At 32.0% G+C, this 26,110-nt stretch carries 31 protein-coding genes and 3 pseudogenes; 11 read left to right on the plus strand and 23 right to left on the minus strand.

Annotated features, from left to right (window positions below; translation table 11 throughout):
• Positions 1-17: 17 nt before the first annotated feature.
• Together MVE64_RS00810 and MVE64_RS00815 are read left to right on the plus strand one after the other, a co-directional pair.
• The gene (locus MVE64_RS00810) at positions 18-344 is read left to right on the plus strand and encodes a hypothetical protein (RefSeq protein ID WP_247342817.1); all 327 of its coding nucleotides are present in this window, start codon (positions 18-20) and stop codon (positions 342-344) included.
• A gap of 133 nt (positions 345-477) precedes the next feature.
• The gene (locus tag MVE64_RS00815) at positions 478-621 is read left to right on the plus strand and encodes a hypothetical protein (protein WP_247342819.1); all 144 of its coding nucleotides are present in this window, start codon (positions 478-480) and stop codon (positions 619-621) included.
• A gap of 127 nt (positions 622-748) precedes the next feature.
• Here MVE64_RS00815 and MVE64_RS00820 read toward each other — a convergent pair whose 3' ends face one another.
• The 6 genes and pseudogenes from MVE64_RS00820 to MVE64_RS00845 all read right to left on the minus strand — a co-directional run bounded on the left by MVE64_RS00820 (position 749) and on the right by MVE64_RS00845 (position 4,750).
• Positions 749-1,477: an MOSC domain-containing protein gene (locus tag MVE64_RS00820; protein WP_247342822.1), complete on the minus strand. Its 729-nt coding sequence runs from the start codon at positions 1,475-1,477 to the stop codon at positions 749-751.
• Positions 1,478-1,659: 182 nt separating this feature from the next.
• On the minus strand, positions 1,660-1,920 hold the full coding sequence (locus tag MVE64_RS00825) for a GNAT family N-acetyltransferase (RefSeq protein WP_247342825.1): 261 nt from the start codon (positions 1,918-1,920) through the stop codon (positions 1,660-1,662).
• Between the two features lie 35 nt (positions 1,921-1,955).
• Positions 1,956-2,411 carry a DUF5613 domain-containing protein gene (locus MVE64_RS00830; RefSeq protein WP_247342827.1) on the minus strand — a complete coding sequence of 152 codons (456 nt, stop codon included), beginning with the start codon at positions 2,409-2,411 and terminating at the stop codon, positions 1,956-1,958.
• A gap of 121 nt (positions 2,412-2,532) precedes the next feature.
• Positions 2,533-3,800, minus strand: a pseudogene (locus MVE64_RS00835) (FtsW/RodA/SpoVE family cell cycle protein).
• A gap of 6 nt (positions 3,801-3,806) precedes the next feature.
• Positions 3,807-4,214 carry a PadR family transcriptional regulator gene (locus tag MVE64_RS00840; RefSeq protein WP_247342830.1) on the minus strand — a complete coding sequence of 136 codons (408 nt, stop codon included), beginning with the start codon at positions 4,212-4,214 and terminating at the stop codon, positions 3,807-3,809.
• A 2-nt stretch (positions 4,215-4,216) separates the two neighbouring features.
• A complete protein-coding gene (locus tag MVE64_RS00845; protein ID WP_247342833.1) occupies positions 4,217-4,750 on the minus strand; it encodes a sigma-70 family RNA polymerase sigma factor in 534 nt (177 codons plus the stop codon).
• 259 nt (positions 4,751-5,009) lie between these two features.
• On the opposite strand from MVE64_RS00845, the gene MVE64_RS00850 reads away from it, so the two are divergent.
• From MVE64_RS00850 to MVE64_RS00860, 3 genes are all read left to right on the plus strand, one after another.
• Positions 5,010-5,231: a hypothetical protein gene (locus MVE64_RS00850; RefSeq protein WP_247342835.1), complete on the plus strand. Its 222-nt coding sequence runs from the start codon at positions 5,010-5,012 to the stop codon at positions 5,229-5,231.
• A gap of 146 nt (positions 5,232-5,377) precedes the next feature.
• Positions 5,378-5,827 carry a hypothetical protein gene (locus MVE64_RS00855; protein ID WP_247342838.1) on the plus strand — a complete coding sequence of 150 codons (450 nt, stop codon included), beginning with the start codon at positions 5,378-5,380 and terminating at the stop codon, positions 5,825-5,827.
• A gap of 214 nt (positions 5,828-6,041) precedes the next feature.
• Positions 6,042-6,467 (plus strand): SRPBCC family protein, encoded by a 426-nt coding sequence (locus MVE64_RS00860; protein WP_247342840.1) that lies wholly within the window; start codon positions 6,042-6,044, stop codon positions 6,465-6,467.
• A gap of 96 nt (positions 6,468-6,563) precedes the next feature.
• Here the strand turns inward: MVE64_RS00860 and MVE64_RS00865 are convergent, their stop codons facing one another.
• The 4 genes and pseudogenes from MVE64_RS00865 to MVE64_RS00880 all read right to left on the minus strand — a co-directional run bounded on the left by MVE64_RS00865 (position 6,564) and on the right by MVE64_RS00880 (position 9,476).
• Positions 6,564-7,325 carry an SDR family oxidoreductase gene (locus tag MVE64_RS00865; RefSeq protein WP_247342842.1) on the minus strand — a complete coding sequence of 254 codons (762 nt, stop codon included), beginning with the start codon at positions 7,323-7,325 and terminating at the stop codon, positions 6,564-6,566.
• A 45-nt stretch (positions 7,326-7,370) separates the two neighbouring features.
• Positions 7,371-7,818, minus strand: a pseudogene (yiaA, locus tag MVE64_RS00870) (inner membrane protein YiaA).
• Positions 7,819-8,014: 196 nt separating this feature from the next.
• Positions 8,015-8,236 carry a superinfection immunity protein gene (locus tag MVE64_RS00875; RefSeq protein ID WP_247342845.1) on the minus strand — a complete coding sequence of 74 codons (222 nt, stop codon included), beginning with the start codon at positions 8,234-8,236 and terminating at the stop codon, positions 8,015-8,017.
• Between the two features lie 259 nt (positions 8,237-8,495).
• A complete protein-coding gene (locus MVE64_RS00880; RefSeq protein ID WP_247342847.1) occupies positions 8,496-9,476 on the minus strand; it encodes an NAD(P)-dependent alcohol dehydrogenase in 981 nt (326 codons plus the stop codon).
• Between the two features lie 247 nt (positions 9,477-9,723).
• Between MVE64_RS00880 and MVE64_RS00885 the strand changes: the two genes are divergently transcribed.
• Positions 9,724-10,674, plus strand: coding sequence for a hypothetical protein (locus tag MVE64_RS00885; RefSeq protein ID WP_247342848.1), 951 nt, complete (start codon positions 9,724-9,726; stop codon positions 10,672-10,674).
• Positions 10,675-11,243: 569 nt separating this feature from the next.
• Positions 11,244-12,377: an SLAC1 family transporter gene (locus MVE64_RS00890; protein WP_281730441.1), complete on the plus strand. Its 1,134-nt coding sequence runs from the start codon at positions 11,244-11,246 to the stop codon at positions 12,375-12,377.
• Between the two features lie 94 nt (positions 12,378-12,471).
• Here the strand turns inward: MVE64_RS00890 and MVE64_RS00895 are convergent, their stop codons facing one another.
• From MVE64_RS00895 to MVE64_RS00910, 4 genes and pseudogenes are all read right to left on the minus strand, one after another.
• Complete coding sequence (locus tag MVE64_RS00895) at positions 12,472-12,951, minus strand: hypothetical protein (protein WP_247342852.1); 480 nt, start codon at positions 12,949-12,951, stop codon at positions 12,472-12,474.
• Positions 12,952-12,961: 10 nt separating this feature from the next.
• Positions 12,962-13,970, minus strand: a pseudogene (locus MVE64_RS00900) (DUF3231 family protein).
• A gap of 294 nt (positions 13,971-14,264) precedes the next feature.
• The gene (locus MVE64_RS00905; protein WP_247342854.1) at positions 14,265-14,759 is read right to left on the minus strand and encodes a hypothetical protein; all 495 of its coding nucleotides are present in this window, start codon (positions 14,757-14,759) and stop codon (positions 14,265-14,267) included.
• 337 nt (positions 14,760-15,096) lie between these two features.
• The gene (locus tag MVE64_RS00910) at positions 15,097-15,507 is read right to left on the minus strand and encodes a hypothetical protein (protein WP_247342856.1); all 411 of its coding nucleotides are present in this window, start codon (positions 15,505-15,507) and stop codon (positions 15,097-15,099) included.
• Positions 15,508-15,794: 287 nt separating this feature from the next.
• Here MVE64_RS00910 and MVE64_RS00915 point away from each other — a divergent pair, with 287 nt between their 5' ends.
• Positions 15,795-16,019, plus strand: coding sequence for a hypothetical protein (locus MVE64_RS00915; RefSeq protein ID WP_247342858.1), 225 nt, complete (start codon positions 15,795-15,797; stop codon positions 16,017-16,019).
• Between the two features lie 84 nt (positions 16,020-16,103).
• Here MVE64_RS00915 and MVE64_RS00920 read toward each other — a convergent pair whose 3' ends face one another.
• Positions 16,104-16,838: a SpoIID/LytB domain-containing protein gene (locus MVE64_RS00920; RefSeq protein ID WP_247342860.1), complete on the minus strand. Its 735-nt coding sequence runs from the start codon at positions 16,836-16,838 to the stop codon at positions 16,104-16,106.
• Positions 16,786-17,424, minus strand: a complete 639-nt coding sequence (locus tag MVE64_RS00925) for a SpoIID/LytB domain-containing protein (protein ID WP_247342862.1) — start codon at positions 17,422-17,424, stop codon at positions 16,786-16,788. Before MVE64_RS00925 ends, MVE64_RS00920 begins: the two co-directional genes overlap by 53 nt.
• 864 nt (positions 17,425-18,288) lie before the next feature.
• Between MVE64_RS00925 and MVE64_RS00930 the strand changes: the two genes are divergently transcribed.
• Positions 18,289-18,756 (plus strand): PAS domain-containing protein, encoded by a 468-nt coding sequence (locus MVE64_RS00930; RefSeq protein WP_247342863.1) that lies wholly within the window; start codon positions 18,289-18,291, stop codon positions 18,754-18,756.
• Position 18,757: 1 nt separating this feature from the next.
• A complete protein-coding gene (locus MVE64_RS00935; protein ID WP_281730442.1) occupies positions 18,758-19,546 on the plus strand; it encodes a sensor domain-containing diguanylate cyclase in 789 nt (262 codons plus the stop codon).
• A gap of 111 nt (positions 19,547-19,657) precedes the next feature.
• Here MVE64_RS00935 and MVE64_RS00940 read toward each other — a convergent pair whose 3' ends face one another.
• From MVE64_RS00940 to MVE64_RS00970, 7 genes are all read right to left on the minus strand, one after another.
• Positions 19,658-20,293, minus strand: coding sequence for a PepSY domain-containing protein (locus MVE64_RS00940; RefSeq protein ID WP_247342867.1), 636 nt, complete (start codon positions 20,291-20,293; stop codon positions 19,658-19,660).
• Between the two features lie 108 nt (positions 20,294-20,401).
• A complete protein-coding gene (locus MVE64_RS00945; RefSeq protein WP_247342869.1) occupies positions 20,402-21,763 on the minus strand; it encodes a sensor histidine kinase in 1,362 nt (453 codons plus the stop codon).
• Positions 21,760-22,455 carry a response regulator transcription factor gene (locus MVE64_RS00950; RefSeq protein WP_247342871.1) on the minus strand — a complete coding sequence of 232 codons (696 nt, stop codon included), beginning with the start codon at positions 22,453-22,455 and terminating at the stop codon, positions 21,760-21,762. Before MVE64_RS00950 ends, MVE64_RS00945 begins: the two co-directional genes overlap by 4 nt.
• 107 nt (positions 22,456-22,562) lie before the next feature.
• Entirely contained in the window at positions 22,563-22,862 is a 300-nt protein-coding gene (locus MVE64_RS00955) for a hypothetical protein (protein ID WP_247342873.1), read from the minus strand.
• 313 nt (positions 22,863-23,175) lie between these two features.
• Positions 23,176-23,826 carry a FusB/FusC family EF-G-binding protein gene (locus MVE64_RS00960; protein WP_247342875.1) on the minus strand — a complete coding sequence of 217 codons (651 nt, stop codon included), beginning with the start codon at positions 23,824-23,826 and terminating at the stop codon, positions 23,176-23,178.
• Between the two features lie 140 nt (positions 23,827-23,966).
• A complete protein-coding gene (locus MVE64_RS00965; RefSeq protein WP_247342877.1) occupies positions 23,967-24,236 on the minus strand; it encodes a CD3324 family protein in 270 nt (89 codons plus the stop codon).
• A 316-nt stretch (positions 24,237-24,552) separates the two neighbouring features.
• Positions 24,553-24,984 carry a hypothetical protein gene (locus MVE64_RS00970; RefSeq protein ID WP_247342878.1) on the minus strand — a complete coding sequence of 144 codons (432 nt, stop codon included), beginning with the start codon at positions 24,982-24,984 and terminating at the stop codon, positions 24,553-24,555.
• Between the two features lie 133 nt (positions 24,985-25,117).
• Here MVE64_RS00970 and MVE64_RS00975 point away from each other — a divergent pair, with 133 nt between their 5' ends.
• The gene (locus tag MVE64_RS00975) at positions 25,118-25,888 is read left to right on the plus strand and encodes a TerC family protein (RefSeq protein ID WP_247342880.1); all 771 of its coding nucleotides are present in this window, start codon (positions 25,118-25,120) and stop codon (positions 25,886-25,888) included.
• Positions 25,889-26,110: the final 222 nt, after the last annotated feature.

Below are 26,110 nucleotides of genomic sequence, written 5' to 3' on the forward strand. Positions count from 1 at the left end.
TAAATGGGGGGATTATTATGAAGGATACTGAGATACAAGCAGCAATAAAAAAATTTAATCAATTATTAATGAGGTACCCTGATTCAAAGGAGTCATCATTTTATTTCACAAATTTTTTAAAACAATTTCTAAGAGTGAAAAGCACAGTATCAGAAACTTGTTTAGTTTCATTTGTGACAATCATTAAACATGAAAAGCCTGAAGTGTTCTATGAAATTCGTAAACGTGGAGAATATGATCATGTCATGAATTTTATCATTCATCTTACCACTGACTACGAGAAAGCTAAAAGTGATTTGAACAAGCTAGCTAATGGTTCAAAAGAAATAGTAATCGTACAATAAACACTGATATTTTGAAGCATATCGTTCTATAGAATACTAAAGCTTTAAAGTTATATTTGTATTTTGTCATGTGTTACATTTTTTGACGACCATAAAGTGAAAACTTTTTAATAATTTTAAGGAATGATTAGAATTGAATAATGAATGGATTAAATTAGTTGAGCAGTTAGAAAAAGAAGGAATCACACCAAAAGACGCAAATCAAATGATCCGCGGATACCAAATGATTAAGATGGTCATGAAAACCGTAAATGACATTGGAGAAGAAGAAGAATAGGATTGTTATTATTTGATGCGATGTTCTAACCGAATAGATTGTTTACATAAAAAGACGATCATTTAAGTAGAATGATCGTTCTTTTTTTACCATAAAAATCTAAATTTTACATATATTGTTTTTAGTACTAATCTAATAGTAAGACTTCATCTCCTATTTGAATATGACCTGTTTTTGTCACAGAAGCATAAACCCCAAAATGATTATTTCTTTCTTTTGCAACCGTTTTAAGTAATGTGGCATCTTTTTCGGCATTTTCAGGATCAACTGTAATAATCATACATCTCTCGCAATGCCTTTTTAAGTGTATTTCAACTTCATTTCCAATTTTCATTCGTTTGTTAAACCATTTTTCTTCTATAAACGGTATTTTTTCTTTAAGATCTATTAGTATATTAGGTCGGAAACGCCTGTGATCAATATCGGTCTTGCCCCATATTTCCTGTAATTTATTTAATGAAGCATCCGTTACCAGCTGAATATGTTCTTCTTCGATCGCTCCTATAGGTACGTGTGACGGCGTAAACGTAATCGGTGAAATGTTACACTTCGATTTTTCTTCTATTTCTTTCGTGAGTTCTTCATTTTTCCAGCTAAAAACCTTTCCTTGCGGAGTTATTATTTCAACATTTGGATACTCTTCTTGCGATTCCTCTCCAACAAATCTTGCTTTATATCTAGCCATTTCAGGAAACTGTGTGATCGTTAAAAACTTTCCTAGTCTTGTTGTATCTAAAAATGCATGACTTCGGTCTCCGTATAAACCATATTCCATAACTTGTGTTTCCTGTACACTCTCCCCATAAAAAGATTTTACAGGATGGCGAATAATTTCTTTAATATAACCTATTAACATTGTAATACCTCTCATTATTTTATTTTTTGATACACTAAAGATATATGTTAAACGCTCCTTACATTCAATATGAAAAAGAGTAGTATTTTCGTAGATACTACTCTTTTCTGGTATGAGATCTTGTTAATCCCTGAATTCAGATTAGCTCTGCCTAGACATGTATTTCATCATCAAAACTAATCTTAGTATACTTTTTGAACTCCATATTTAAATCCACAATACTGATAATTTTGTTTTTTATACATTTCTTTCGGAGTGTCTTCTCCATCTGCAATTAAGATTACAGTCTTTTCGGGAAATGTTTCCATCGCGAATTTTTGTAGTCTACTTCCAATTCCTTTGTTTCGGAATTCTTCGTCAACAGCTAGGTTATCTATTTCTGCCGTTTTACTTGAGATAATAATATCAACATAGCCTGCCGGATTTCCTTTATAATACGCCAAGATTTGCAGAATATGCAGTTCTTTAAATTGACGTTTTATGAGGTCTTTTTTTGTTTTGCAAACTCACTTCCATACTCTAAATCATGCTTATATTGGAGAGTAAGGTATAATTCTAAGTTTTTTTCTGTTACAGCTTCAATTTGTATATCGGGATTATTCATTAATGCTGGAAAGTCTTTTGGTAGAATAGCAAATAATTCTATAAAACCAATCTCATAGCCTTTATCCGTCAGGTAAGCATTAAGTTCTGCTGTTGGTTTTTGATTAGCAGGAAAATAAAACTTAACATGTTTTTGACCGTTTTTCTGATGATATTCTCTTAGGTACTTTTCTACTGGTTTAAATTCAGATAATGTTGGTAATTTCTTAAACTCTATAAAATTACTATCATACCTAACTAACATCTCAGAATAATGAAAGTGTCTATATAAATCATTTTCAGTCACTATTTTTCCAAGCGTATAAATATCTTCAAATGATACTTGTTTCATTGATTATTCTCCTAATTTTGAGTTCTTTCCTCCATTTTACACCAAACCATACAGCTCGTTACATCTCATTTTTTAAAATGCAGATCATCAAGTCAAAATCCTCGTTGATAAATCTTCTACTCTACCTACTGGTGACCATACTTTTACGGCGATATACACTTAATACGATTCCTATTAAGATAGCATTAAACAGAGTTGGCATTAATCCGTAGCTAATAAACGGCAAGGACATTGAGGTCATAGGGAATATACCAAATACCATACCGATATTACTAAACAACTGGACTGCATAAAGTGTTACCGCCCCTACAAGAAGAAGTTTGCCATATGAATCATTTATTTGATGAAAAACAACGACAATCCTTGCAACGAATAGTGAGAGAATGAAAACAAGAATCATGGCAAAAATCCAGCCGTAATAATAAGTAAACGTGACAAAAACAAAATTTGTATGAGCCTCTGGAATAAACTCACTTCCGGTTGAGTTTCCAAACCATCCCGCATTATAAATGAACTCTTTTGAATATAAATAAGGATAACCAGCACCAGTTTCATATTTTTCAGGGTTTAAGAATCCCAATATCCTGTCTTTTAAATATAAAGGCATATATCTCCATGCTAATCCTGCTAGTATAAATAAAAATATAATCATACTTCCCCAAATAATGTAGATTGTTTTCCGATTAAATTTACTCCATCCTAGCATAGAGATGACCATGACCATGTATATGTAGGTTGTAGCAATACTATTTGCAATAAGAAATAAATAGGTGGAAATAAAGAATAATAAGAAAAAATGCCACACCTTTAACTTGCTATTATGAAAAAATGAAGCCTCAGGCAAAGAAAAAAAATGGTACTGCCATCAAACTTTCTAGTGTTATAGGCCCAATTCTTAAAACAGGAAAGCCCTCCAATTAAAGAGTTTGAGAAAAAACAAATCAATAAAAGCAGCAATATCCCTAATGTGTAAAAAAACCATCCTAGCTTAATAAACTTTTTATAATTAACAAGCATAAGTGCGATAGCTATTAAACTTCCGAGAAATGTAAAAACGATCTTATATGTAATAAAATGTCCTTCGTCCATATAGCCTAGAGGAAATAATGGTAAAAAACCTAAACATAAAGTAGTTACGAGCAGAATAATACTCAACCAATCTACCCTCGGTCGATGAATTTTATTAAATTGTCTACCAAGTTCGATCGGACTTCCCATCTGTTCAATGGCCTTTTCTTCAGCTTCTGCTTCATCTATTCCCTTTTCCATCCATCCTTTCTTTCCTTGTGTTAAATGAAAATCCAGCTCTTTTGTAACATATTCTCTTGCTTCCTTTGATTTAATATGAGCGGTGATTTCACTAAGGAAGATCTGTTTTTTATTTTTCAAATTCCCTCACCCCTCTAATAATTCTCTTAACACAACATGTTTTTTTTCACTGTTTTTTTCAGCCTTTTGTAATAGTTTTCTGCCCTTATTATTAAGTTGATAATGTTTTCCTTCTGAGTCATCCCATCTTGATAATAAACAATTATTCTGTTCTAAACGATGCAGCAGAGTATAAATAAATCCTTCATTGTCCTCAAATTTAAGGATACCTCTTCCTCGTATGTGCTTTAGTAGGTCATATCCCGTTTTTTCATGAACAAGAAGCTGCATGACAGCTAAGAACACTTCGTCATCACTACTTTTTAGTTTCTTCATTTTAATTCGAACATGATCTTGATGTTTTTCTGTAAAATCCAACTGTTTAAACGCCGTTTTCTCCATTGACTTTCGAAGCCCTTTTAAACGATCTTCCATTTTTATTCCTCCAAACTATCTTTTAATAGTTCCTTGGCTCTTTTGAGACGTGTTTTTACCGTGCTTTCCTTTTTTTCTATTAATAAAGCAATTTCTTTAATCAATAACTCTTCATAATAATAAAGATAAATCACTTCTCGATATTTAATTGGCAGGTTCATCACTGCAGATACGAGTCTATGATCTTCGTCTTTTTGTATCAGTGTTTGCTCAACTGTTTCTCTATTGCTCGAAGCTTCTATTGATTTCTCTTCTGCAACAATTACGTTTTTGTTGTACCAACTTTTCAGGTAATCTTTACAATGATTAATGGCAATTCTCCATATCCAAGTTCTTAGCTTTGATTTTTTATTAAATGTAGGATAAGCCTTATAACATTTAATAAAGATCTCCTGTGTTAGGTCCTCAGCTACTGCTTTATTATTTACATAGGAATAGACGAGTTGTAATATTTCCTGACCGTATCTTTTCATCATCTCATCAATCACATCGTCTACATTCTCATTTTGAATACTTTCTACTGTTATTTCCTGCACATCTGTCCCCCCTACTTACTTCTTAGACGAAGCCCACCTAAAAATAGTTTGTGTTTTTGAGAAATTTATATAAAGCTTCTCCATTGCATATTTATAATCATAGAATCTCACTTGATAAATTAAAAACATTCTTTAGGCTTTTACAATTTCTATCCAAAAATTTCTAAAACTCCCCAAAAAAACCTCCAATGTTACCGTATTATTTAATAAGTAATTTTTACTATTTCCTTCAGACATTAAGAAAGTGAGGGGAACACTAGTGAATGATCAGCAAATCATAACTATGTTAGAAACACTCAGAAAATATAAAGATTGTGAAATTACACATCGAATTCAACATCACCTTATTAAATTTAATGAAAAATCAAACCGTTTTGAAATGACTAATTTGGAAACCGATTGTACAAAAAGTTATGATGATATTAGTGATGTATCTAAGGTAATCAATAGAATAATACAAAAGAGCCTATCAACTGAATAGTTTTGTAAGGAATATATTGATCTCTACTTATTCCCTTCCTGAATAAACACATTTTCGAAAAGTTTCTATAAGTTTAATTAAAGGAGATAGTTACACTCTACAAGTAATAACGTATATCTTTATAGCAATAAGGAAAAAATATAAATATGAAAACAAATCAAAAAAGCTACTATAAAGCAAGTACAGAAGGAATTATGAAATTTATGTTGTGGATTTATATCTTTACATTTTCGGTAGGAATTATGACCTTTTATTTAAGAGGTGAATTAACGCAAGGCAACTTCTATTTTTTCACAAAGACTAGTTTAATCTATCTTGTAATTTGTTATATTTTATACTGGGCAATTAAAAGTCAAAGGTTAATACTAAAAGAAGATCATTTAATTCTTACCATTTTCGGATGGAATCGATATAAGATATCCATTCATGATATCGAGAAGTGTGAGTTTGGAAAAATAAATGGAGAAAAAGTAATTCATATCACCTTAAACAAAAAAATAAAATGTGCTTTTCCATATTATCCATTTCAAAGAGCTTGGGAAGAAATAAGTGAAGCAATGAAAGAAAAAAACAAAAGCATTCGATTCTATATTTAAAAAAAGTCACTAGAAAAACAATAATAAGACAGCAGAAACAACCGGCAATAAGTCGAAATCCCCTGCTGTCTTTTTGTTATAGAATAACCTTTTTATCTTTAAATCTACTAAGAAGGAATTTTCAGAATACAATTTCTTTTCAAAATAACTTATAATATAAATGAGGTTTTGAATACAAACACTTGCATTAACATTTTAAAAGGAGGTAGATAAAATGACAATACAACAGGAAATCACAGTAGAAACAACCATTCAAGCACCAGTTGAAAAGGTGTGGGAATATTGGACAGAACCAACGCATATTACAAAATGGAACTTTGCTTCAGATGATTGGCATTCTCCTTTTGCTGAGAACGATTTAAGAGAGGGTGGGAAATTCACGTCAAGAATGGAAGCAAAAGATGGTAGCTTTGGCTTTGATTTTGGTGGAGTTTATGATGAAATAAAATTACATGAGGTAATAGCTTACACAATGGAGGATGGCAGAAAAGTAAGAATTTCTTTTAACGACAGAGCAGGAGAAACTGAAATAATTGAAACTTTTGATGCAGAAACTAGTAATTCCATTGAGTTACAACAGCAAGGATGGCAAGCGATTTTAAATAATTTTAAAAAATACGTCGATTCAACAAACAATTAAAATTAATCTCTATTCAATTCTTTTACTAAATTATAGGTGGGGTATCTGTTATTAGTATAGATCTACAGACACCTCCATTTTCTTCACTTACCAATCTCAAGTAATCTTACTTCTAAGATAGTCCTCGAATGTTACTCTGCCCTTTTTTCGAGTAGAATTGGTATTACCTCCATCAGAAAAAGCCTTAAAAAGTTTTCCTGGTAAAGATATGCTTAACACTTTATTATTCTCGTTATTGATTTTGATTTTTAACTCAGCCATTTCTCTTATTGTTACAATATCAGGACCACCAAAATCCTGTATTTTACCTTGAGGACCTTTATCCACTATACCTATTAGATGATTCGCAAATTCATTTACATCCACGCTTTGACATTTAAAGTTACCTGGAACAATATATCTTTTAAGAACGGGTCTTGATAGAAATAAATTATCGATAAAATGGTGAAACTGAGTTGCACGTACAACCGTATGTGGGATCGAACTATTTTCCAGCAAAATTTCCGCTTCAAGTTTATGTTTATAATAGTTAAATGGTATTTTATCTATCCCAACAATTGAAGGATAAATAAAGTGCTTTATGTGTTTTGCTCTTCTTAATAACTCATTAAAACCTGAAACCTCAACAACTTTTGAATGTTTATTAGGACTTGTAGCTGAGTGAATAATAACATCAACATCTTTTACTGCTTCTTCTAAGCCTTCACCTGAAAATAAATCGCTATAAATCCACTCGAAATGCTCATTTCCTTTAGGCTTATTTCTAGAAGTTATTTTAACTTCATAATCAGAACCTTTTAATTGATTAAGTAAAGCAGAACCAAGATGACCTGTTGAACCAGTAACAAGGATCCTCAACTACAACACTCCTACTCTCATAGTGTTTCAATCATGTAAGAACAATTATTCCCTCTCTCTTGCTCGTTGTGTATCTCTAATATTTTTTTGAACTGTAATGGCAGCAAACAAAGAAAGTGCAAAGGCCATAGCATAAAAACCCTTTTCACTAAGTGTGATACTAGTAGCATTGTATAGTCCAATTGCGATTAACGATATTGCAATAACCAATGCTAACCAACTAATACCATAATAAATGCCAGTAACAGGTATCCCTTCATCTTTATCTCTTACTGCCTTTTGCAAGGATATTGCTGCATATAATCCAAATACTAAAATGGCAAAGTAATACCCTTTTTCATTTAATTGCATTGTTGCATTGAATAGACCAATCAGATAAGCCGTTACACCAATTAATAATGCTGACCAAAGCCCCCTTGAAAGCAGCAGTTGGCTCACCCTCCACTCTTTTTATTTCGATTTTATGTTCCTCCGGTTCATTTTTTTCTAGCATTCCTTCTTTATTGTTTAACAATGTAACCCCTCCCTTAAACTTTATAAAGACTATAACCCACTTAAATAAATATATTTTAGAGTTATAGATACTGAACTCAAATTGACACGAGGAATGAATAAACAATTCATATCATACTCGTATCCAGAGTCAAAAACCTTTTGAAAGGCTTCCTGCTATAATTAAATAACTCCTTTTACATACGAAGACTTTTATTATGTTCTGAAAAATGATCACGTTGATCTTTTTTTAGTGCTAAGTATAAAGCAGCTAGCCAACCGAACAAACTCCAGCCTAAGAAGATATTTATAAAATAAATGAGTGTTTTGTTATACTTGTTTTTCTTACTGGCTATGAAACTTGGGATAAAATAAATAGAACCTATTAAAATTAAAGGTAAAATGTTTATGAATTCCAAAAAGTAATCTCTCCCTCATGCAATTAGTTCATCTTATATAGTGAATAATTAATACCCTGTCATAATTATGCATTCTGCATACATTTGTATTATAAATAAATTAATTGGAAATAATATAGTTAATTATAACTAAATATAAAAGACACCATACTATTAACCTAGATAAATTCACCCACTTCACTATGGAGATAAAAAAACTTTATGAGTATGAGTTTTATGAAGCCCCCTTATTATAGGTCTTCATAAATTTTGGTAAATCTTAGTTATTATCTTCTACATTTATAACCACATTTCCTTTTTTGTGACCTTTCTCTACATATCTATGAGCTTCCACAATCTCATCCAACGAATAAACTCTGTCAACAAGTACTTTTAATTTCCCCTTCTCTACAAGTTCCTTAAGGAAGTTTAACGCTTCTGAAGATTCCGGTGAATTACGGCTCAGTAATAGTTTCTTGTTGGTAGTCATTTTAGTCCATAGCATTTGAGCATTCGGAAGAGGATCCGTGACATTTATGTAGGTTCCGTTTTTCTTTAACAATTTAATACACACTGAAAAAGAACTCTTGTTTACAGCTTCAAAGATGACATCATATGTTTCGTCTATATTAGCAAAATCCTCTGCTGTATAATCAATGACTTTATCAGCTCCCAAAGATTTTACTAACTCCAAATTACTGGTACTGCATACCCCTGTAACGTTTGCTCCGAGATATTTCGCAATCTGAACTGCATAGCTTCCTACACTACCTGAAGCACCATAGACTAAGACCTCATGACCACTCTTTAAACCTGCTTTCCTAAGAAAATACAATGCTGTACGAGCTCCAATAGGAATAGCAGCAGCTTCTCCAAAGGATATATTGGACGGCTTTATAGCTACAGGTCCATCTTCCTCCAAACATTTGTATTCTGCATAAGCACCAAAATCAGTCAAGGTCGCTGCAAAAACTTGATCTCCTTTCTTGAATTTTTTAACATTCTTTCCGATCGATTCAACTTCTCCTGCTAACTCCATTCCTAATATCTCTTTTTTAGGTTGTCTCAAACCAAGCGTTATCCGTGCAGGTAGCCAAAAAGCAGGTGGAACAGTAAAACTCCGTGACCGAATATCTGCAACCGTTACAGTTGTGGCTTTTACTTTCACTAAAATTTCATTATCTTTTGGAATAGGTTTTTTTACCTGTTTCACTTCAAGAACATCTGGGGGACCGTACCTACTATACACAATCGCTTTCATCAACCCACCTCATATTCGTTTTATTCTTTAATAAGATACGATTATTACGGATAAATAGACCATAATCCACTAACTGTTCTGAACTAAATCTGACCTTTATTCCCTAATTCATATCATTCATTTATTCTAGATTAAATTAAAGACCATATTGAATTCATAAATATAGGCATATTTATTTGGTAACTTCTATAAAAATCATCCATAATCCGATTTTTCTTTTATAATAAAGACAGAAAGGAAGAGTTTTATGTTATACATACTTTTTGCATTAATTGCATTATGGTTATTGACATCATTTTTTTCTTATTATTTGTTCTATTTTCTAACATTTTCTGTTTGCACTATTGGAATCCTTACGATATTTTTCTGGAAAATTGTCTGGAACAGTATATATAAACAATTCCGGTTAAGGACAGATCCTACCTATAAAAAGAAAATGGATATTTATCAAGAGAAAAAACATAACGAGAAAGTAAAAAGTCTGCGGAAACTTTCGGGATACCCAAAATGGAAAACCATAGTGAAAGAAAAGCTCTTCAACGTTTTCGCATGGGTGTTGATGGTTTGTATCTTTTTAGGAGTTCCGATAGTTGCTTTTTCAATCGGAGGAACCTTTTTGCTCGACTTCCCTGCCTATCTCTTCGGAAAGACGGAAACTGTTACCGGATACATATCACATTATGATGAGGTTTCAGGCCGAAAATCACTTCCATACACTTTAGTTGAAATAGATAATCAGAGCTATGCTTTAACTCATAGTGAGACATTTTCTATAGGAGATAAAGTGAAAATTGACTATTTGGCGCATACGAAAATCATTAGGGAATTTAACATATTAGAGGAGCGGCAAATCCAATCAGAAGTACCAACACAAGCTGATCCAACATTGAAAAACAGTCCGGTGACTGGTTCATGGGAATATACAGTTGGAGATAAGTATACTTCAGTCCTTTTCTCTGAAACAGGTTTAGCCAATTTTGGAGAGATTAAGGGCGAAGAAGGCATCTTTTATTATGGCAGCTGGGGGTATGACGAAAAAGAGAAGGTCATTACATTTAATGTGGATGATGCTGAAGATTTGTCCTGGAAGCCTGTAAACCATCCGGATAAAATTGAAATTAAGGTTCTTTCGGTTACGGATGATACATTAGAAATCGAATATCTTCAGAAGAAAATTTACTTAACAAAAATATGGTAATTTTAAAGGTTGAGAGTTCATGTTATTTTAATGGATTAAAAATTAGTTACAATTTCATTTCTGAAGTTTACTCCATCACTTTCCTAGAAATATTAATTTTTTCTATTTTATATTAATAATATCCTTTAATATAATATTCATTAAATTAAAGGTAAACGCATAATTATAAATAGTTTCCCTGCTCTTTAAGGGAAACACATATGCGATTGGAGGTTAATACGAATGGAAAGCTCTAGCGTTATTGCCAATATTATTTATAGGAATTATATATTTAGGAGTGATTGGTTTTACAATTTGGTTTGCCATTAGTCTTATTAAGGCTCAAAGAGAACGAAATGTTGTACTTAAAGAAATATCATACAAACTGGATTTTGTTGATATTAGGAAAAAGGAAGATTAACCTACTTAATATCATAAAAAACGGCAATAAACACTCAGATTTGAATATTCAAATTTGAGTGTTTTTTTTATTAAAAATCTAGAATATTATGATATAATTACTTCGTTTCCTAAAGAAATATCATCCATATTACTTTAATGATTTAAACCAAGTTAAACAATCCGAGAAGGTGATTTTGTTGCAAAGAATTTTTTTCCCCGTTTTTTTTACACTTATATTAATATTCTTACCTATTTTTCAAAAAAAACGTATTGATCCAGCTAATGGTGCCCTAATAATGGCAACAGGTATATTCTGTATTGGAGTGACAAGTCGCTTCACAAACTTTAGTCAAATTCCAATGTATACAGTCGATATTGCACTACTTATTACTTGGCTTTTCCTTTTTATTTCTTTTATAAAAACCGTTTTTAAAGGTACATTTCGTAGGCGTTATATCACACATCCTGTTCAAAGCTTTGCTATAGGTACATGGGTTGCAGGAACATCTATATTGTGCTTATTATTTTTCAAACAATTTCCTGAATATAAAGTTATATTTATGATCATCTCACTTTTAAATGGTGTGCTTTGGTTATTTTATATATTTGTTTGTATTCAGTGCTATTATGTGATTTTAAAGTCGAAGTATTATGAAAAGGTTCATGGAGTCCTATTTTTATCTACTGTAAGTACACAGTCATTAGTTATTGTTTATGGCCACCTATTTAATAATCACTATTTTTATATGATTACTAAAATGCTAATCTATATTGGAATCCTACTATATATTATTAACTTTTCTTTCATTTTTAAAAGATATATCTTTCATACATGGAACCTATCTGATCATTGGTTTAATACAAATTGTATCATCCATGGTGCCATTTCAATTACTGGTATTGCTGCAATAAAATCAGGAACGATTAACCATGATATTATTTTTTATTTATGGTTACTTGCAATGACAATGTTTTTACTTGTTGAAGGAATTGAAATTAGACGAATATTCGCTCGGCTTTCTAAGTATTCTTTGCAAAGAGCCATTGGTAGCTATCATGTTTCTCAATGGGCACGTAACTTTACATTCGGAACTTTATATGTTTTTACAATAAACCTTGAGTTGGCTAATCACCATATAATTTTCTATGTTCTTAAAAAATCTATTATTAGTGTTGGTTTATATATTCTTATTTTATTATTAGCTATTGAAACTTTTATTTTTATGAAGGATGTGTGGAAGAAAAGTCAAATACACATTTCGATTTCAACTGTTTTAGGAAAGTATATGAAGCCTACAACTCATGATAAAAGTCCTTGGTAATTAGTAAAGGATGATACGTTTTCAGGTATCACCCCTTTTCAAATTGAATGTTAATGAGCCTTGACGTGTAAGGATAAAGATAACAAATCGTAGTTCATTTCTTCTTTCCTCTAAGTTTTAAAAGAATATAATATATGATAAACCCGACTGATAGACCTGGAACTAAAAAAAGAATCGGGAGAATCACGGGCCCAAATAGGACTCCCATTATTTTTAGTTTTGTGGAATAAATTAAACCAATTGTTACAAAAAAAGCACCAAATACAAAGGGAAGATACGAATATGAATTTGTTTCACCTTCCGCTTCTCTATATGCATCCCACATGGCAAACATATATAAACAAGGATAGAACATAAGCCATTGAAAATTTGTAACATCAATGGCTTTCTGTATTTCTCCTGTAAATGAATAGATAATTGCTAAGTTAAAGTTAGCGAATGCATTTACAATAAATTCCAAAAGAATAAATATACTTCCCTTATAGTATCTTCTATTTAAGAACTGACCAAACCCTGGTAATGCAACGCTCCATAATAAAGCCTCATGTTTTTTAGGTTTTTTATAATTGCTCACCCAATATCACTCAATTCATCTTTTGTTTCCGATCCTCCATTTGAGGTGGCTCTTCCATCCAACCATTTTTGATCATGATTTTTGCACCACTGTGAGCATATTCGAAAATATCTTTTATAAATATTGCATTTTTAGCAGACAAATCATTTCGTAAGCTAAAAGCAGTTCCAAGAGAATTGCTTCCCATAGAAAAACTACAAAATAGACTTGTGCAATACATCATGAGCTTATCCGAAAATGGGTTTTACTGTTGAACGGGTAGCATTTCCACCTGGACTTTGAGGAATTGGAAGGTTTGTTTGAATAAAGACTTCGCTCAATTCTTTTATAATACCTTTAGCAAGTTCTGCCCCTTCATTAAAAAATTGCCTAACCTCTCGATCATCTGCACTTTGTGCAAATCCCAAAATCAATTGTAAGCCTGTAAGATTTGATTCAATAGCTTTATGTACGTGAGAAATTTCTACTGTATTCAATGGTCTTTTTTTGCTCAATGGATTAAGAGCAATTCCACCTAAATAACTATTATCTTTTACAAACTCAACTGATTTTGGCATTGAAACATATGGAGATCTAACAAGTAACCCCTTTTCAAGCAAATACTGAGTACAGATCCTAAAATAGTTTTGAGTAAGAGCAGTAAGCCCTTCAAACAGCCTATTGATATCTTCTCTAAAAGTCATTGTTAAATTTAATGAGTGTAATCCCATGCTTATTTCTTTTAAAAGGCGCACGAACATAATGTCAAAACCATTATCATAGAGCTTTGGAACATCTTTATTTACATCTTGTGCTGTATAACCAATTGGTATGACAGCACCTTCCTCTTCATATATTTTAACTATTTTACCAACATAGACTTCAAGCTCAGCATGCAAATTAGTCATAATATCTTTTGCTTTTTCGTCATCTGCTTTTTCTATAAAATATTCTAACATTCGCAAAATCATAGTCTTTTCTTGATATGTAAGCCACAACGTTCCTAATTCAGATGATGTGATGGTTGCTTTTTCTCGCATAAACAATCCTCCCCTTAGATGATAATGTTAGGGTGCCTAAATCTTGGAAATTTCATTCTTTTTTCTTCTTTATTGCTTAAATTTTGTTTCTAATATTCTTGATCTGTCCATATAAAAGAGCACCTATCTTTTTGAAGAAAGGCGCTGCTGAATTTGTTATATATTTTCATTTAAAATTGATTGAAGTTCATTAGGTACTATTTTAAGCTCATAAACCTGGTAAATATTACTACTTCTAACCAAATCGAATGTTCATTATAATTATTTATCAAATGTGCTCCAAAACTCATTAACTCAAATTTTTATTATTTCTATTTTATGCTCTTCATTTAAGTTAGCTTGCCCATCTAAGGTGCCAATTTCTGATTTGTCACTCCCTTCTTTTTTGTATTCTACTTCTACTTTGAAGTTATAAATAATCTCTTTAGATTCTGTTTTTTCAAATTCAATGTTTTTCACCTTTAATTTGTAATTATTTTTAATCGGTCCTATCAATAATGTTGTTCCGTAATAAGAAACAAATTCTTGAAAGGCAGCATCATCTGCAAAATATTCTTTGTATAGGTTTTCTTCATATTTAATTTGAGCTTCTATGCTATCTTCGCTCATATCATTAAATATTCGTATTAATTCATCGTCCGGACCAGTAAGGTTCTTATTTAATACAGCTTCAATTGTCTGTGTATTTGCATCTTCAGTTTTCTTTCCTGACCTCTCATCATTACACCCCACTAAAAGAAGCATAGCCAGTAAGGCTGTTCCAAAGAAAACGTACATTTGTCTCTTCAAATAATTGTCCTCCCATCCTAAAGCCCCTTATTTAACACCGAATCTATATAAGCAGTAGTTATTCATTCACTTTACTTCCTATCAATAACTCTTTTAACTCTTCAATTCCTCTCTTGATTCATCTTAAGTAATCTAATTTTACCAAAAAATCACATTCATTGTTACATTAAAGAGCACTGTTCTTATAGAATAGTGCTCTTTTAGAAGGCCGAACCATAGTAATGGATAAAACTACTCTCTTATAATTTAGGAAGGGTTTCATTAGGTTTACAATACTTCGTTTCATTTTCCTAAACCGTTTCTAACTTACAAATCCACTTATAATAGCCTACCAAAATTAAGATAAGAATTTATTTACTAACAAATCATACCAAACGTTCCACCAACCTAGATGGAAAAACCCCCAAGGTTCAGGAAGTATACTTATTGATTCGTAAATTATCATCCCCACTGTACAACCGATAATATAAAAGGCTTGCTTAAAAAGATTCTTGTTATATGGGTAAAAGCTCAGTAGTAGAACATTAACTGGAGGAATTAAAACAGTATGAGCAAGGAATCCTAACACTTCAATTCCTTTATCAAAATACCAATACCCTTGAAATTTAAATTCAATGATTAAGTCAAATAAAACCTGAAATGCAATTGTAAAAGTCCATATACTTACAATTCGGCTCTTGACTGGTATTTTGTGAAATTTTAAGGCAACTAAATTAAAGATGATAATTGAAAGAAATAGTAAGATCATCATAATTCCTTTTTATTTTCATTATGCCCGATACTAAATTGTTAATTCGTGATTACTTTGATTTTTGAAATACAAAACTCGAGTTAGTGAAGAAACACATAGTATGATAAAAACTGAAAATAATACCAGTGTGGAACAATATTTTCATTCTATAAACACAAAGTTCTTTTGAAATTTTATCCAACTCTGCCACTAATACTTTAAATGGTAGCGCTCTACTTCAATATTGAAACGACAGTACGTGTAAAAAATATGAAAAATCTCTAACTGTAAAAGGAGATGAAATAATGAAAGATATCGCTCACACTGTTCATATAGGTGAATTAATAGCTGTCTCTAAGGTTTTCCATCTTAATCCTGTCCGAATGATCACATTATTAGAAAATGATTTAATGGAAGTATTCGAAAATAAAGAAGATTTTTTAGTGAAATACGGAAATAAGAAATCATATGACGAATTAGAAGATTGGTGTGAATTAAATAACGGGAAAATTTTCACGAAGCCAAAATAGGAAGTGAATACTTTACAATCTAAAAAAGCCAAATTTCTCGATAATCATACCGAGAAGTTTGGCTTTGATTATGTTTATAACAAATCAGCTTCCATTATTGCCTTCATTACTCTTGCTCGTCTCCCCTTTTTTCTCCTCGTCCTTTTGTATATCATCTATTTTTTTAATCGTTGTTCCAGGATAATAGTGATCAATAATGTCTCTATATGTGTATCCCTTATCGCCCATTATACTTGCGCCCCATTGACTCATTCCTACACCATGACCAAAACCTCTACCTCTTATAACATAGTATCGATCGTGTTCTTCGAATGAATCAATAAGGTAGCTTTTAAAGGAGGACCCTCCAATAAGAGGTCTTATTTTATCTATGGCGGTTTCGTTGAGCTCTACCACTTCATACAGAATTGTTCCTTCTATCAAACGTCTTAAGAATTCTATTTTGATTGAGCCTTTTTTTGCACGATTTGACTCATTTTGATCTGGTGATATATCTAGATTCGAAATGGATAAGATTTTTATATCCCCTTCATAACCTTGTTTTTTTAGCCTGTTTTTCATGGATTCTGTTATAGAAGGATCTTTTTCCACTAACTTGTCCCACCAATTCAACGTAGAAGCGTCTATATTTTTTAAAAATAGCTGCTCCTTATGTAAAGTGAGTGTCCATGGTTGAATAGGATCGTAAGGGTCTTTCTTTATTGGAAAGTATACTCTTGCTGTTTCACCCCATACATTTTTATTGTTTTCAGTTACTCCACCGTTACTAGCAGAATAATAAGCATTGATGGAACTTATTATCAAATGTAATAATTTCACCTTTTGTTTCTTCAACCGCTTTTGAAGCTTGTTCAAACCATTCATACCCACCATAAACTTGATATTGAATGGTATCATCCATGTCCTTGTCCATATGTGTCATAGTGTAGGTTCTAGCAGCAAGTGCCTGCGCCTTTAAGGTTTCTAGTTTCCACGAAGGATACACCTCAAATGGAACAACACCTTTTAAATAATCCTCTATAGGAATTTGATTGATAGGTCTGATGTATTTACCATCTTCTATCATAAATTCCATCGCACCAAGGTACTTTTTGTTATTCACTGTGATCACATGCTCTTCATCATATACATCTGGTATCAAAACGAAGGAATCATCAAACGACATTTTTTCGTTTTGATTAGTCAGTAAAATGGAACCTTTTTTGATGGTTAAAATGTGTTCAACTTCCTCACTAATAACTTCAATTCCATTCATTGTTGTATATCTACCTTTGACCTGTATGGTGAGCTCTTCTTTATCTCCTATGTAATTTTTTAACTTTACCTTTAATATTTCACTCGCATGTGTTTCTTTTTGATTTAAGAATATAGTTACAAATAGTAAGAGTAAGATTATACGTTTCATAGGTTTTAGTATTGTTAAGTTTTGCTATTCGTATTCTTTTCTCATTCTTACTAAATTCACCATTCTTTATCAAGCATAAGTAAATACGAAAAAAGCACGTTTTATACAAAAGCACTTTTATAGATAATTGTGATGTTATAACCTCGCAACGCACATCTTAGATACCAATTCAAGATGACTCAGAAATTGATAATGATCAAGAACAAATTACTGCACAGATTCCGATTGTTGATTATATCTTAGAGGTATAGCGGAGAATTTCCGGTTAAGGTATATAGTAGGTGCTTAAAAAGCCGATATAAGCGGATATATTCCGATTAACTTCTATATATATAACTAAATCTAAAGATAATGTTCATTTTAGCGGAAAAATCCCCCTTATTTTGTTGGGAATGTTGGTATTTCGCAATTTAAACGGAATTTTTCCGTTTATTTTTCAAATTTAGTGAAATTACAACTACATAATGTAAAATATTTGAGATACAATGTTCACATTTCCGATATTTGATTTGTACATAAATTGTAAATATTATAATTTTCATAGCGAATTGTTTACTCTAAACCTACAGCATGTTAACATAAGGGATAAGTCAAAAAATGGGAAGGTACATATGGAATTAGGTACCAAAGTAATCTTTAATAGTGAAATTCATTTCATTTTTTTCGACCACGGAAACGGACTTTGTGAAATTCAAAGCAGGAAAACTAACGCAATATCACTAGCAAGAACAAGCGATTTAATTTATGTGATTAAATAAGCCAACATTGTTGGCTTTTTTGTTTTACATTAGTCAAAAATTTCATAATTTTTTCTAAGATTGTTATATAATATTGAAATAAGTTTATTTTAAGGATGGTAACACTATGGTAGATTCCACACAAAATATAGTAAAACCTCGTTCTGATGAAGAGAGATTTCGTATTTTAGTAGAACAGGTTAGTGATTGGATTTGGGAAGTTGATCAATATGGTATATATACATATGCAAGTCCAAAAATATATGATATTTTAGGTTATTTACCTTCTGAAGTAATTGGTAAAACGCCTTTTGACTTGATGGAACCAGAGGAAGCAAATAGGATTGCACCGATATTTGAATATCATGTTGCAAATAAGCTTCCCATTTCTAGCTTAGAAAATATTAATCTACATCGTGATGGACATGAAGTTGTATTGGAAACAAGCGGTTCTCCTATTATTGATGATAACGGAAATTGTATTGGCTATAGAGGAATGGATCGAGATATTACGTTAAGAAAACAAAATGAACGCAAACAACAGCAGCTATTAGAAATTATAGAAGCGAGTTCTCGACTTCATTGCCACTTTTGATGTGAATGGTAAAAGTTTGTACTATAATCCAGCAGCACGTAACATGCTTGGAATTTGTGAAGAAGATCATCATAGTCATTCCGTAACAGACTGGTGGCTGACTGACTTACCCAAAACAGAGGGTATCCCCATCGCAATTGAAAAGGGTCATTGGAAAGGTGAAGCCTTAATTAGTAAACAAGATGGAACAAAAATACCCGTTTCACAAATGATTGTCGCCCATAAATCAGAAAATGGGACTGTTGAGTTTTTATCAACCATCGCACACGATATTACGGAAAGAAAAGAGCTTGAAAAGGTCGTTTATACACAAGCCCATTATGATGATCTAACTAATTTACCTAATAGAAGATATTTGCATAAAAAATTAACAGAATTAATGGATTCAACCGGTAATAAAAGATTTGCTATGATCTTTATGGACTTAGATAATTTTAAGGATATAAATGATAGCCTCGGTCATGATAGTGGAGATCAGTTATTAAAAATGATCGCAACCAAATTAGAGGCTTGTGTTGAGGATAATGATTTTGTTTCCCGTTACGGCGGAGATGAATTTATTATAGTGTTAGAAATTGCCCACCACAATTTTAAGATCAAAAAAATAGAAGAACAGATCATAAAGTTGTTTCAGCAACCATTTTTAATCGGAGGAAATACAGTAAAGGTCACTGGAAGTATGGGGATTAGCATCTTTCCAGATGACGGAACAGATTTTGATATACTCCTCAAAAAGGCAGATACAGCTATGTATCAGATAAAAAAAGATGGGAAGAAAAATCTTTATTAAATGATGTTTATATAAAATTAATCTACTTCTAAAAACAAAAATGAACCTATTTAAATAGGTTCATTTTTGTTTTTAATGCTGCCTGATTCAGATCTAGCAGCATTAATAAAATTAATCATCATCATGATCATCTGTTTCAATTTCCATAACAATTACCTTACCGGTATATGCATCTATCTCAATATTTGCTTTTCTATTTGTGTTTACAACTTCTATTTCATAGATATGGTGACTGTCTTCATTATCTAATTCCAATTCTATGATGGTTCCCTCAAAATTATTTAAAGCAATCTTTTTCGCTTCTGCACTGCTTATGACAGTTTGATTGGGAGTTACACTCTTATTGGAATCAACATCTTCTGCAGTTTTTTTACCCTGATCATCGTTACTATTGCTTACAGTGGTTTCTTCCATTTTCTGGTCAGTTGCGACATTTTTATTTTCTTCTACTACCTTTTGGGAAACAGCCTTTTCTTCAAGATTTAGTACTTCACCTGTGTCTGCATGAATCTTTAGATCATACTCCTTGCCTTCTAAAGCTACTTCAACCTCATAAATGTTAACTTTACCTTCTCTTTCAAATTCTAATTCATTAATTGTACCTGGATATTGGGAAGTCACTTGATTACGAATATCTTCTTTGGACAGTTTTGGTTCTGCATTTACAACCCCTGATTGAAAAGTCACGAATCCAATTACACCTGCTACAGACAAAGCCCCAAAAGCTGCAATTATTTTTTTCTTCATTTTTTTACTACCTCCTGTTGATTTCTCACCCTTAGTATAAACATGCTTTATGAAAGGAGGATTTGATAAAGATTAGAATTTGATGAGAAAATGATAAATATTATTCATTCAATCTTCAATTAAAACAGGTATGCTCACTATAAATGTTGAGCCTTTATTAAGTTCACTTTTCACAGATAGTTTTCCATCATGAGCCTCTGCAATGGATTTTGCAATGCTAAGGCCCAATCCTGTACCACCAGTATCCCTGTTTCGAGCTTTATCAACTCGATAAAAACGATCGAAAATACGTTCTTGATCTCTTTGTGAGATTCCTTTTCCATAATCTTGAACCTCTACAACGGCTTGTGTAGCTTTCTTAAAGATGCGTACATGAATGGTTTTTTCACTGTACTTTAAAGCATTATCCATTAATATGTATAACAATTGCTTTAGCTGATCTTGATCCGCTTTGACTAGTATAAAATCATTACTTTTTTCAATGGAAATTTCTCTTTCTGTTATGCTATCAATAACGTTTATGATATCATCCATTACATTTACGATATTAACTGATAATCTTGGCTGCAGCTGTTTATTTTTTGCCAGTAACAGCATTTGCTCGACTAGTTTCTTCATACGGTCGGCTTCAGAATCAATGGCAAGAACTGATTCTTTAACTAATTCAGGATTGGCATTTCCTCTACGCTCTACTAACTGTGCATAACTCTTAATGATTTGAATGGGGGTTTTTAATTCATGTGATGCATCAGAGACGAACATTTCCTGTTTTTCATAGCTTGTTTTTAAATAATCAATCATCTGATTAAAGGTTAGTTCCATTTCATGTAGTTCATCGTGTGAACGATACTCTATATCAATTTTTTGCCACTTCCCATAATTCATATTATCTTTCATCGTTTTAATCAGGTTTTGTATAGGTCGCAGCAAGAATCTGCTTAATATTGAACTGCCAATAAAAATAGGAATTAATACAATAAATGATAGGATGGTTAGGACATAAAATAAGATCCTTAATGTTTCATGTAATGAGACAAGATGATTTGAAACCTGAATGGTTACAATCTCACCAGCATGTTCTCCTGTTCTCCAAATGATTGGCTTTTCAACAACTGCAATATCAGGTGCTTCTTCCTTTGAAATCAATTCATGTGATTCCAACTGCTTGAATTCCCAAGGCAGTGTTGTATAATCCTTAGATCTTGTTTGCTCAAGCATTCGTACTTCACTATCAAGAATAATCCGAATCATCCCGTTTGCAGGAAGATATGCCTCTAACAATTCACTTGAATCCACATTTGGATTTTCGTTTAATGCCTGAGTTATATCGTTTATCACCAGCTTTAGCTCGTTCAGTTCAGTGTTTGTGCTCACTTTATAAAAGAAATAGTAGATTGACAGGTTCACAACCAATATAATCCCAAGCATAAATAAGCTTGAAGAAAGTAAGATTTTCGTTTTCAGTTTCATGAATATAGATCCTTTATTGTATATCCTACACCACGAACCGTTATAATATATGCTGTGTTATAACCTTTATCGATTTTTTTCCTTAAATAGCGAATATATACATCAACTACATTTGTTTCTCCAAAATACTCAAATCCCCATACTTTTTCAACAAGTTGTTCCCTTGACATGACAATATTCTTATTTCTTAATAAGCAGACAAGTAAATCAAATTCCCTTCTTGTTAACTCAATAACGTTTTCTCCTCTTTTGACTTCTCGTCCGTCTAAATCAACTTGTAGCTCTCCAATAGAAAGTTTGTTCTCTTTCTCATTATTTGGCATTTGGGGTGTTCTGAGATGCACTCGAATTCGTGCTAAAAGTTCCTCAATTTGAAATGGCTTTGTAATATAATCATTTGCACCTAAGTCGAGTCCGCTTACTTTATCATGTACCTCATCTCTAGCTGTTAATAAAAGTATGGGGGTGCTTTCATCCATTTTCCTTATCCTACGAAGCACTTCAAGGCCACTTAATTCAGGAATCATAATATCCAATAAAACAAGATCCCATTCTTTTTCCTGCATCAGGCGAAGTGCATCTTTACCATTGTTAGCAATCTCCGTTTCATATTGTTCATATTCCAATTCAAGCTGCAATACTCTACTAATTTTTTGTTCATCTTCTACAATTAATATTTTGGCATCACTCATAAGTTCACCCGCTTATCATATTAAGTTTTAACGATATATAGCCATTTCCTGGCTATATATCGTTTACCTGAGAACCATCCTAAAACAGAAAAAGTCGTGTATTCTTTTTAAAATAGATCGCCTATACTAACTATGATACCGATAATCGAAAGAGCAAACATTAATAAAATAGATAATATTATTATAGGTGCTAACTTTTTTAAGAATCCCTCTTCTTTGTTTTGAAAACTTAGATAAGTAAGAATTAGACTTAGGATGCCCGAAAGAATTGAAGTAAAAAACAAACCTCTTAATAAAATAATCATTATACCTCTTGGCTGATCTGGGGCGATTGCGTAAGAAGCAAATAAAGTTATGATGCAAATAACACCCAATAGTGCAGACCATATACTATATCTCTTTTTCATAGAATGATTGCTCCCTTCCTACAAAAGCTAAGTAGAAATAGAAAACAAATAAGCATAAAAACACTTTAATCCCGCATAGCGATATATCCTTGCATTTGTTAAAGGAAACCTAGTTCTAAGCCTCCAACCCTGTAAATGTTAAAAACCTCGATATTTTATTAAAATTTAATAATCTGTCAACTTTTAAAATCAAGCACTTACTTATTTTACCATTATCTATCTGGTATAAGTAAATATGAAAAAAGCACGTTATTCAAACGCACTTTGATTGGTCATTTCTATTACTATGGTGTGTGACATTAGAAGGTTTCTTTCACATTCCTAGTGTTTCTCTTATAATATTTTCCAGATAATGAGTGTTCGTTATTTTTTTATTGCATTCACTACTGTCTTTACAAATAAGATTGCCAATAGACCTAAAATAATCCGGATTGTTAGACTTTTTTGCTTTTGTTACAGCAGAAAAATAGGAAACCTCTCCAGCACATTTACACAAGGAACAAATGTTTGTTTTAGGGTTCGAAGAGACTTTACATTCGATACCCACCAATTCTCCGTCGAGCTCATATATAATATACTTTCTATTCGATCTTAAATCGTTCCAACTTAAATAGGTTAACTGAGTAAGGTCAACTTTTGATAAATCAGGCAACTTTAACTTCTTACTCTTTGGAAACATTTTTTTCAGTTGCTGCTCGGTGATTTCAGGAAATGGTAACAAAAACTCGGTAAGATGTTGAATATACTGTTGGTATTCCTCGTCAGATTTTAGTTGGGATAAATCCAATATTTTTTGTTGATCTAATGAAACATTAGGAATTAGATCCAAAATTTTGGCATTACTTAAGTCCTTTAAAGAAGTGAATACCGAAGAAGGCAAATTCTTTTTGGAGCTATCTTTAATTAAAAGCACCTGCTTTTTAATAAAATTTAAGTGTTCATTTTTTATAAATTTTTCAGTCATCACATGACACTCCTATCATTTTGCTTTTATCCTTAAGAAATATTTTAAGAAGTTCATGTAGCTTATAAAAGGTAGAAAATGATTTAGAATTGTTTTTTACATAAGAAATCACTGATGAAAATAATTCACCAGTGATTTTTTTACTTTTTATGTGAATACACAATTTTTTTAATTGATTCAACTGAAAGATAATATTCCTCCGAAAGTTGTTGAATGCTACTGCCAGCATTAAAAGAATTTCTGATAGCTTTATTTCGCAGATCAAGCAACTGTCGTCCACCACTTGACATTCCCCATTTCTGATATTTCGTTTCAGGCTTAGGAATATAAATGGTTTCTCCTTGGACATATTTCTGGATTTCCATAATTAGCTTTTCAGGTAAAACTTTATTTGCATTCATATATTTCACTTTAGCTCGCTCCTTATTTATATTTTCGAAAAATAAGGTGCAAAGCCAATATATTAGAAAAGCTTATTCAGCGATTTTTAAATCATTCGCCCCATGCAAAGTATCGCCTTTCCAATTATAGGCTTTGCATGAGTGGAAGAAGTACCAGACAATCTTATGTGATTCTCCATAATGTAAGCACCCCCTTTAAGATAACATTATAGCTTAAGTTATTATGAAGTGAACTTATTTTTGTAAATATTAACCACTAATTTAGCAGAGATTCCCACAAAATAGAACCATAAAATTTTTCAGAAAGGACATCATTGTTCATAAATTATGTTGAAACACCTAAGTTTCTTAATGCTTCAAGCAATCCATTTTGTACCTTTTCATCATTACTTACATAAAAGACCACTATGTTCCTTATTTCATATACTTTGTGTTCTACTAATTCTGCTGCTGCAGTTATTTCTTCAAACCTTTGGACTCCCTTTTCTCTTTCACCCTCTGAAGGAAAAACATAAACTGATAATGTATGACCTTCTAAAATATATACTTCAGGTGTCATCTCGTTTAATTCTTGCATAAAGAAATCCTCACTTGATAACTCTGTATTTTCCAATTCAAAACCTTGTTCTGTTATGACAGTTTCTACATCTTCTAAAGTAATGTAGTTTGTCTTAGACAACTTCTCTTCTACTTCTTGTTGACTACAAGCACCTAAAATGAATATAAAAAGCACATACAATAATCTTCTTATCATCATATACTTACCTCATGTTCCACTTTGTAAGTGTTGTCCAAAATCCTAACTTTTTCTAAAAATTCATCTAAAGTCGAATATAAAAACCTCCTATTAGCCAAAGTATCATTAGCATAGTTATTAAAGGAGAATATTAATGGATACAGCTCTCATATTAGAATATCTTTGGGTTTTAATCGTCTTAATTGGTTTAGAAGGAATTTTGGCAGCTGATAATGCATTAGTCATTGCCATAATGGTTAAGCATTTACCTGAAGATAAGAGAAAGAAAGCATTGTTTTATGGATTAGCTGGTGCATTTGTTTTTAGATTTGGTTCCCTATTCATTATTTCCTTTTTAGTCGATGTATGGCAGGTTCAAGCAATTGGTGCCTTATATTTATTGTTCATCTCTCTTAACCACATTTTCAAGAAATTTGTGCTAAGAAAAGGAGAAAATAAGAAAATAGGCGATGAAAAACAAGGCTCTGGTTTTTGGATGACCGTACTAAAGGTAGAACTAGCAGATTTAGCATTTGCAGTAGACGCTATTCTAGCGGCAGTAGCTTTTGCCGTTGCATTACCAGAAACTCCATTACCTCAAATTGGAGGTTTGGATGGTGGACAATTTTTAGTCATTTTAGCTGGCGGAATCATCGGACTGGTTATTATGAGGTTTGCTGCTAATTTCTTTGTCGGTATTCTTCATAGAAAGCCTGGCCTTGAAACAGCTGCCTTTCTTATTGTAGGTTGGGTTGGCGTTAAACTAGCTGTTTATACTTTATCACATCCGGATTTAGCGTATTTACCAAAAGGATTTGCTAAATCTGCTGGATGGAAAATAACATTTTGGTCTGTTTTATTACTAATTGCCGTTCTAGGATGGTTTCTTTCAAAAGAGAGAAAAGTTGAAGAAGAGTCAACATAATAACCTTTAAATCAAGCAAAGGTCACTATTTAACGTGATCTTTGCTTGATTTAAAATTTTGTAAAGTATCATCTAAATCAAATATAATTGCTTCACCTTCTGAACTAAACTTTACAACCTTCCCCCTAACATAATGTAAAACATTGTTTATTCATAAAACACTGTTTTAAAGTCTGCGTAGAGAGTTGACTCATTGTGAATTATTGATAATAATGGTAGTGT

Source organism: Metabacillus endolithicus (assembly GCF_023078335.1).
Taxonomy (GTDB): domain Bacteria; phylum Bacillota; class Bacilli; order Bacillales; family Bacillaceae; genus Metabacillus; species Metabacillus endolithicus.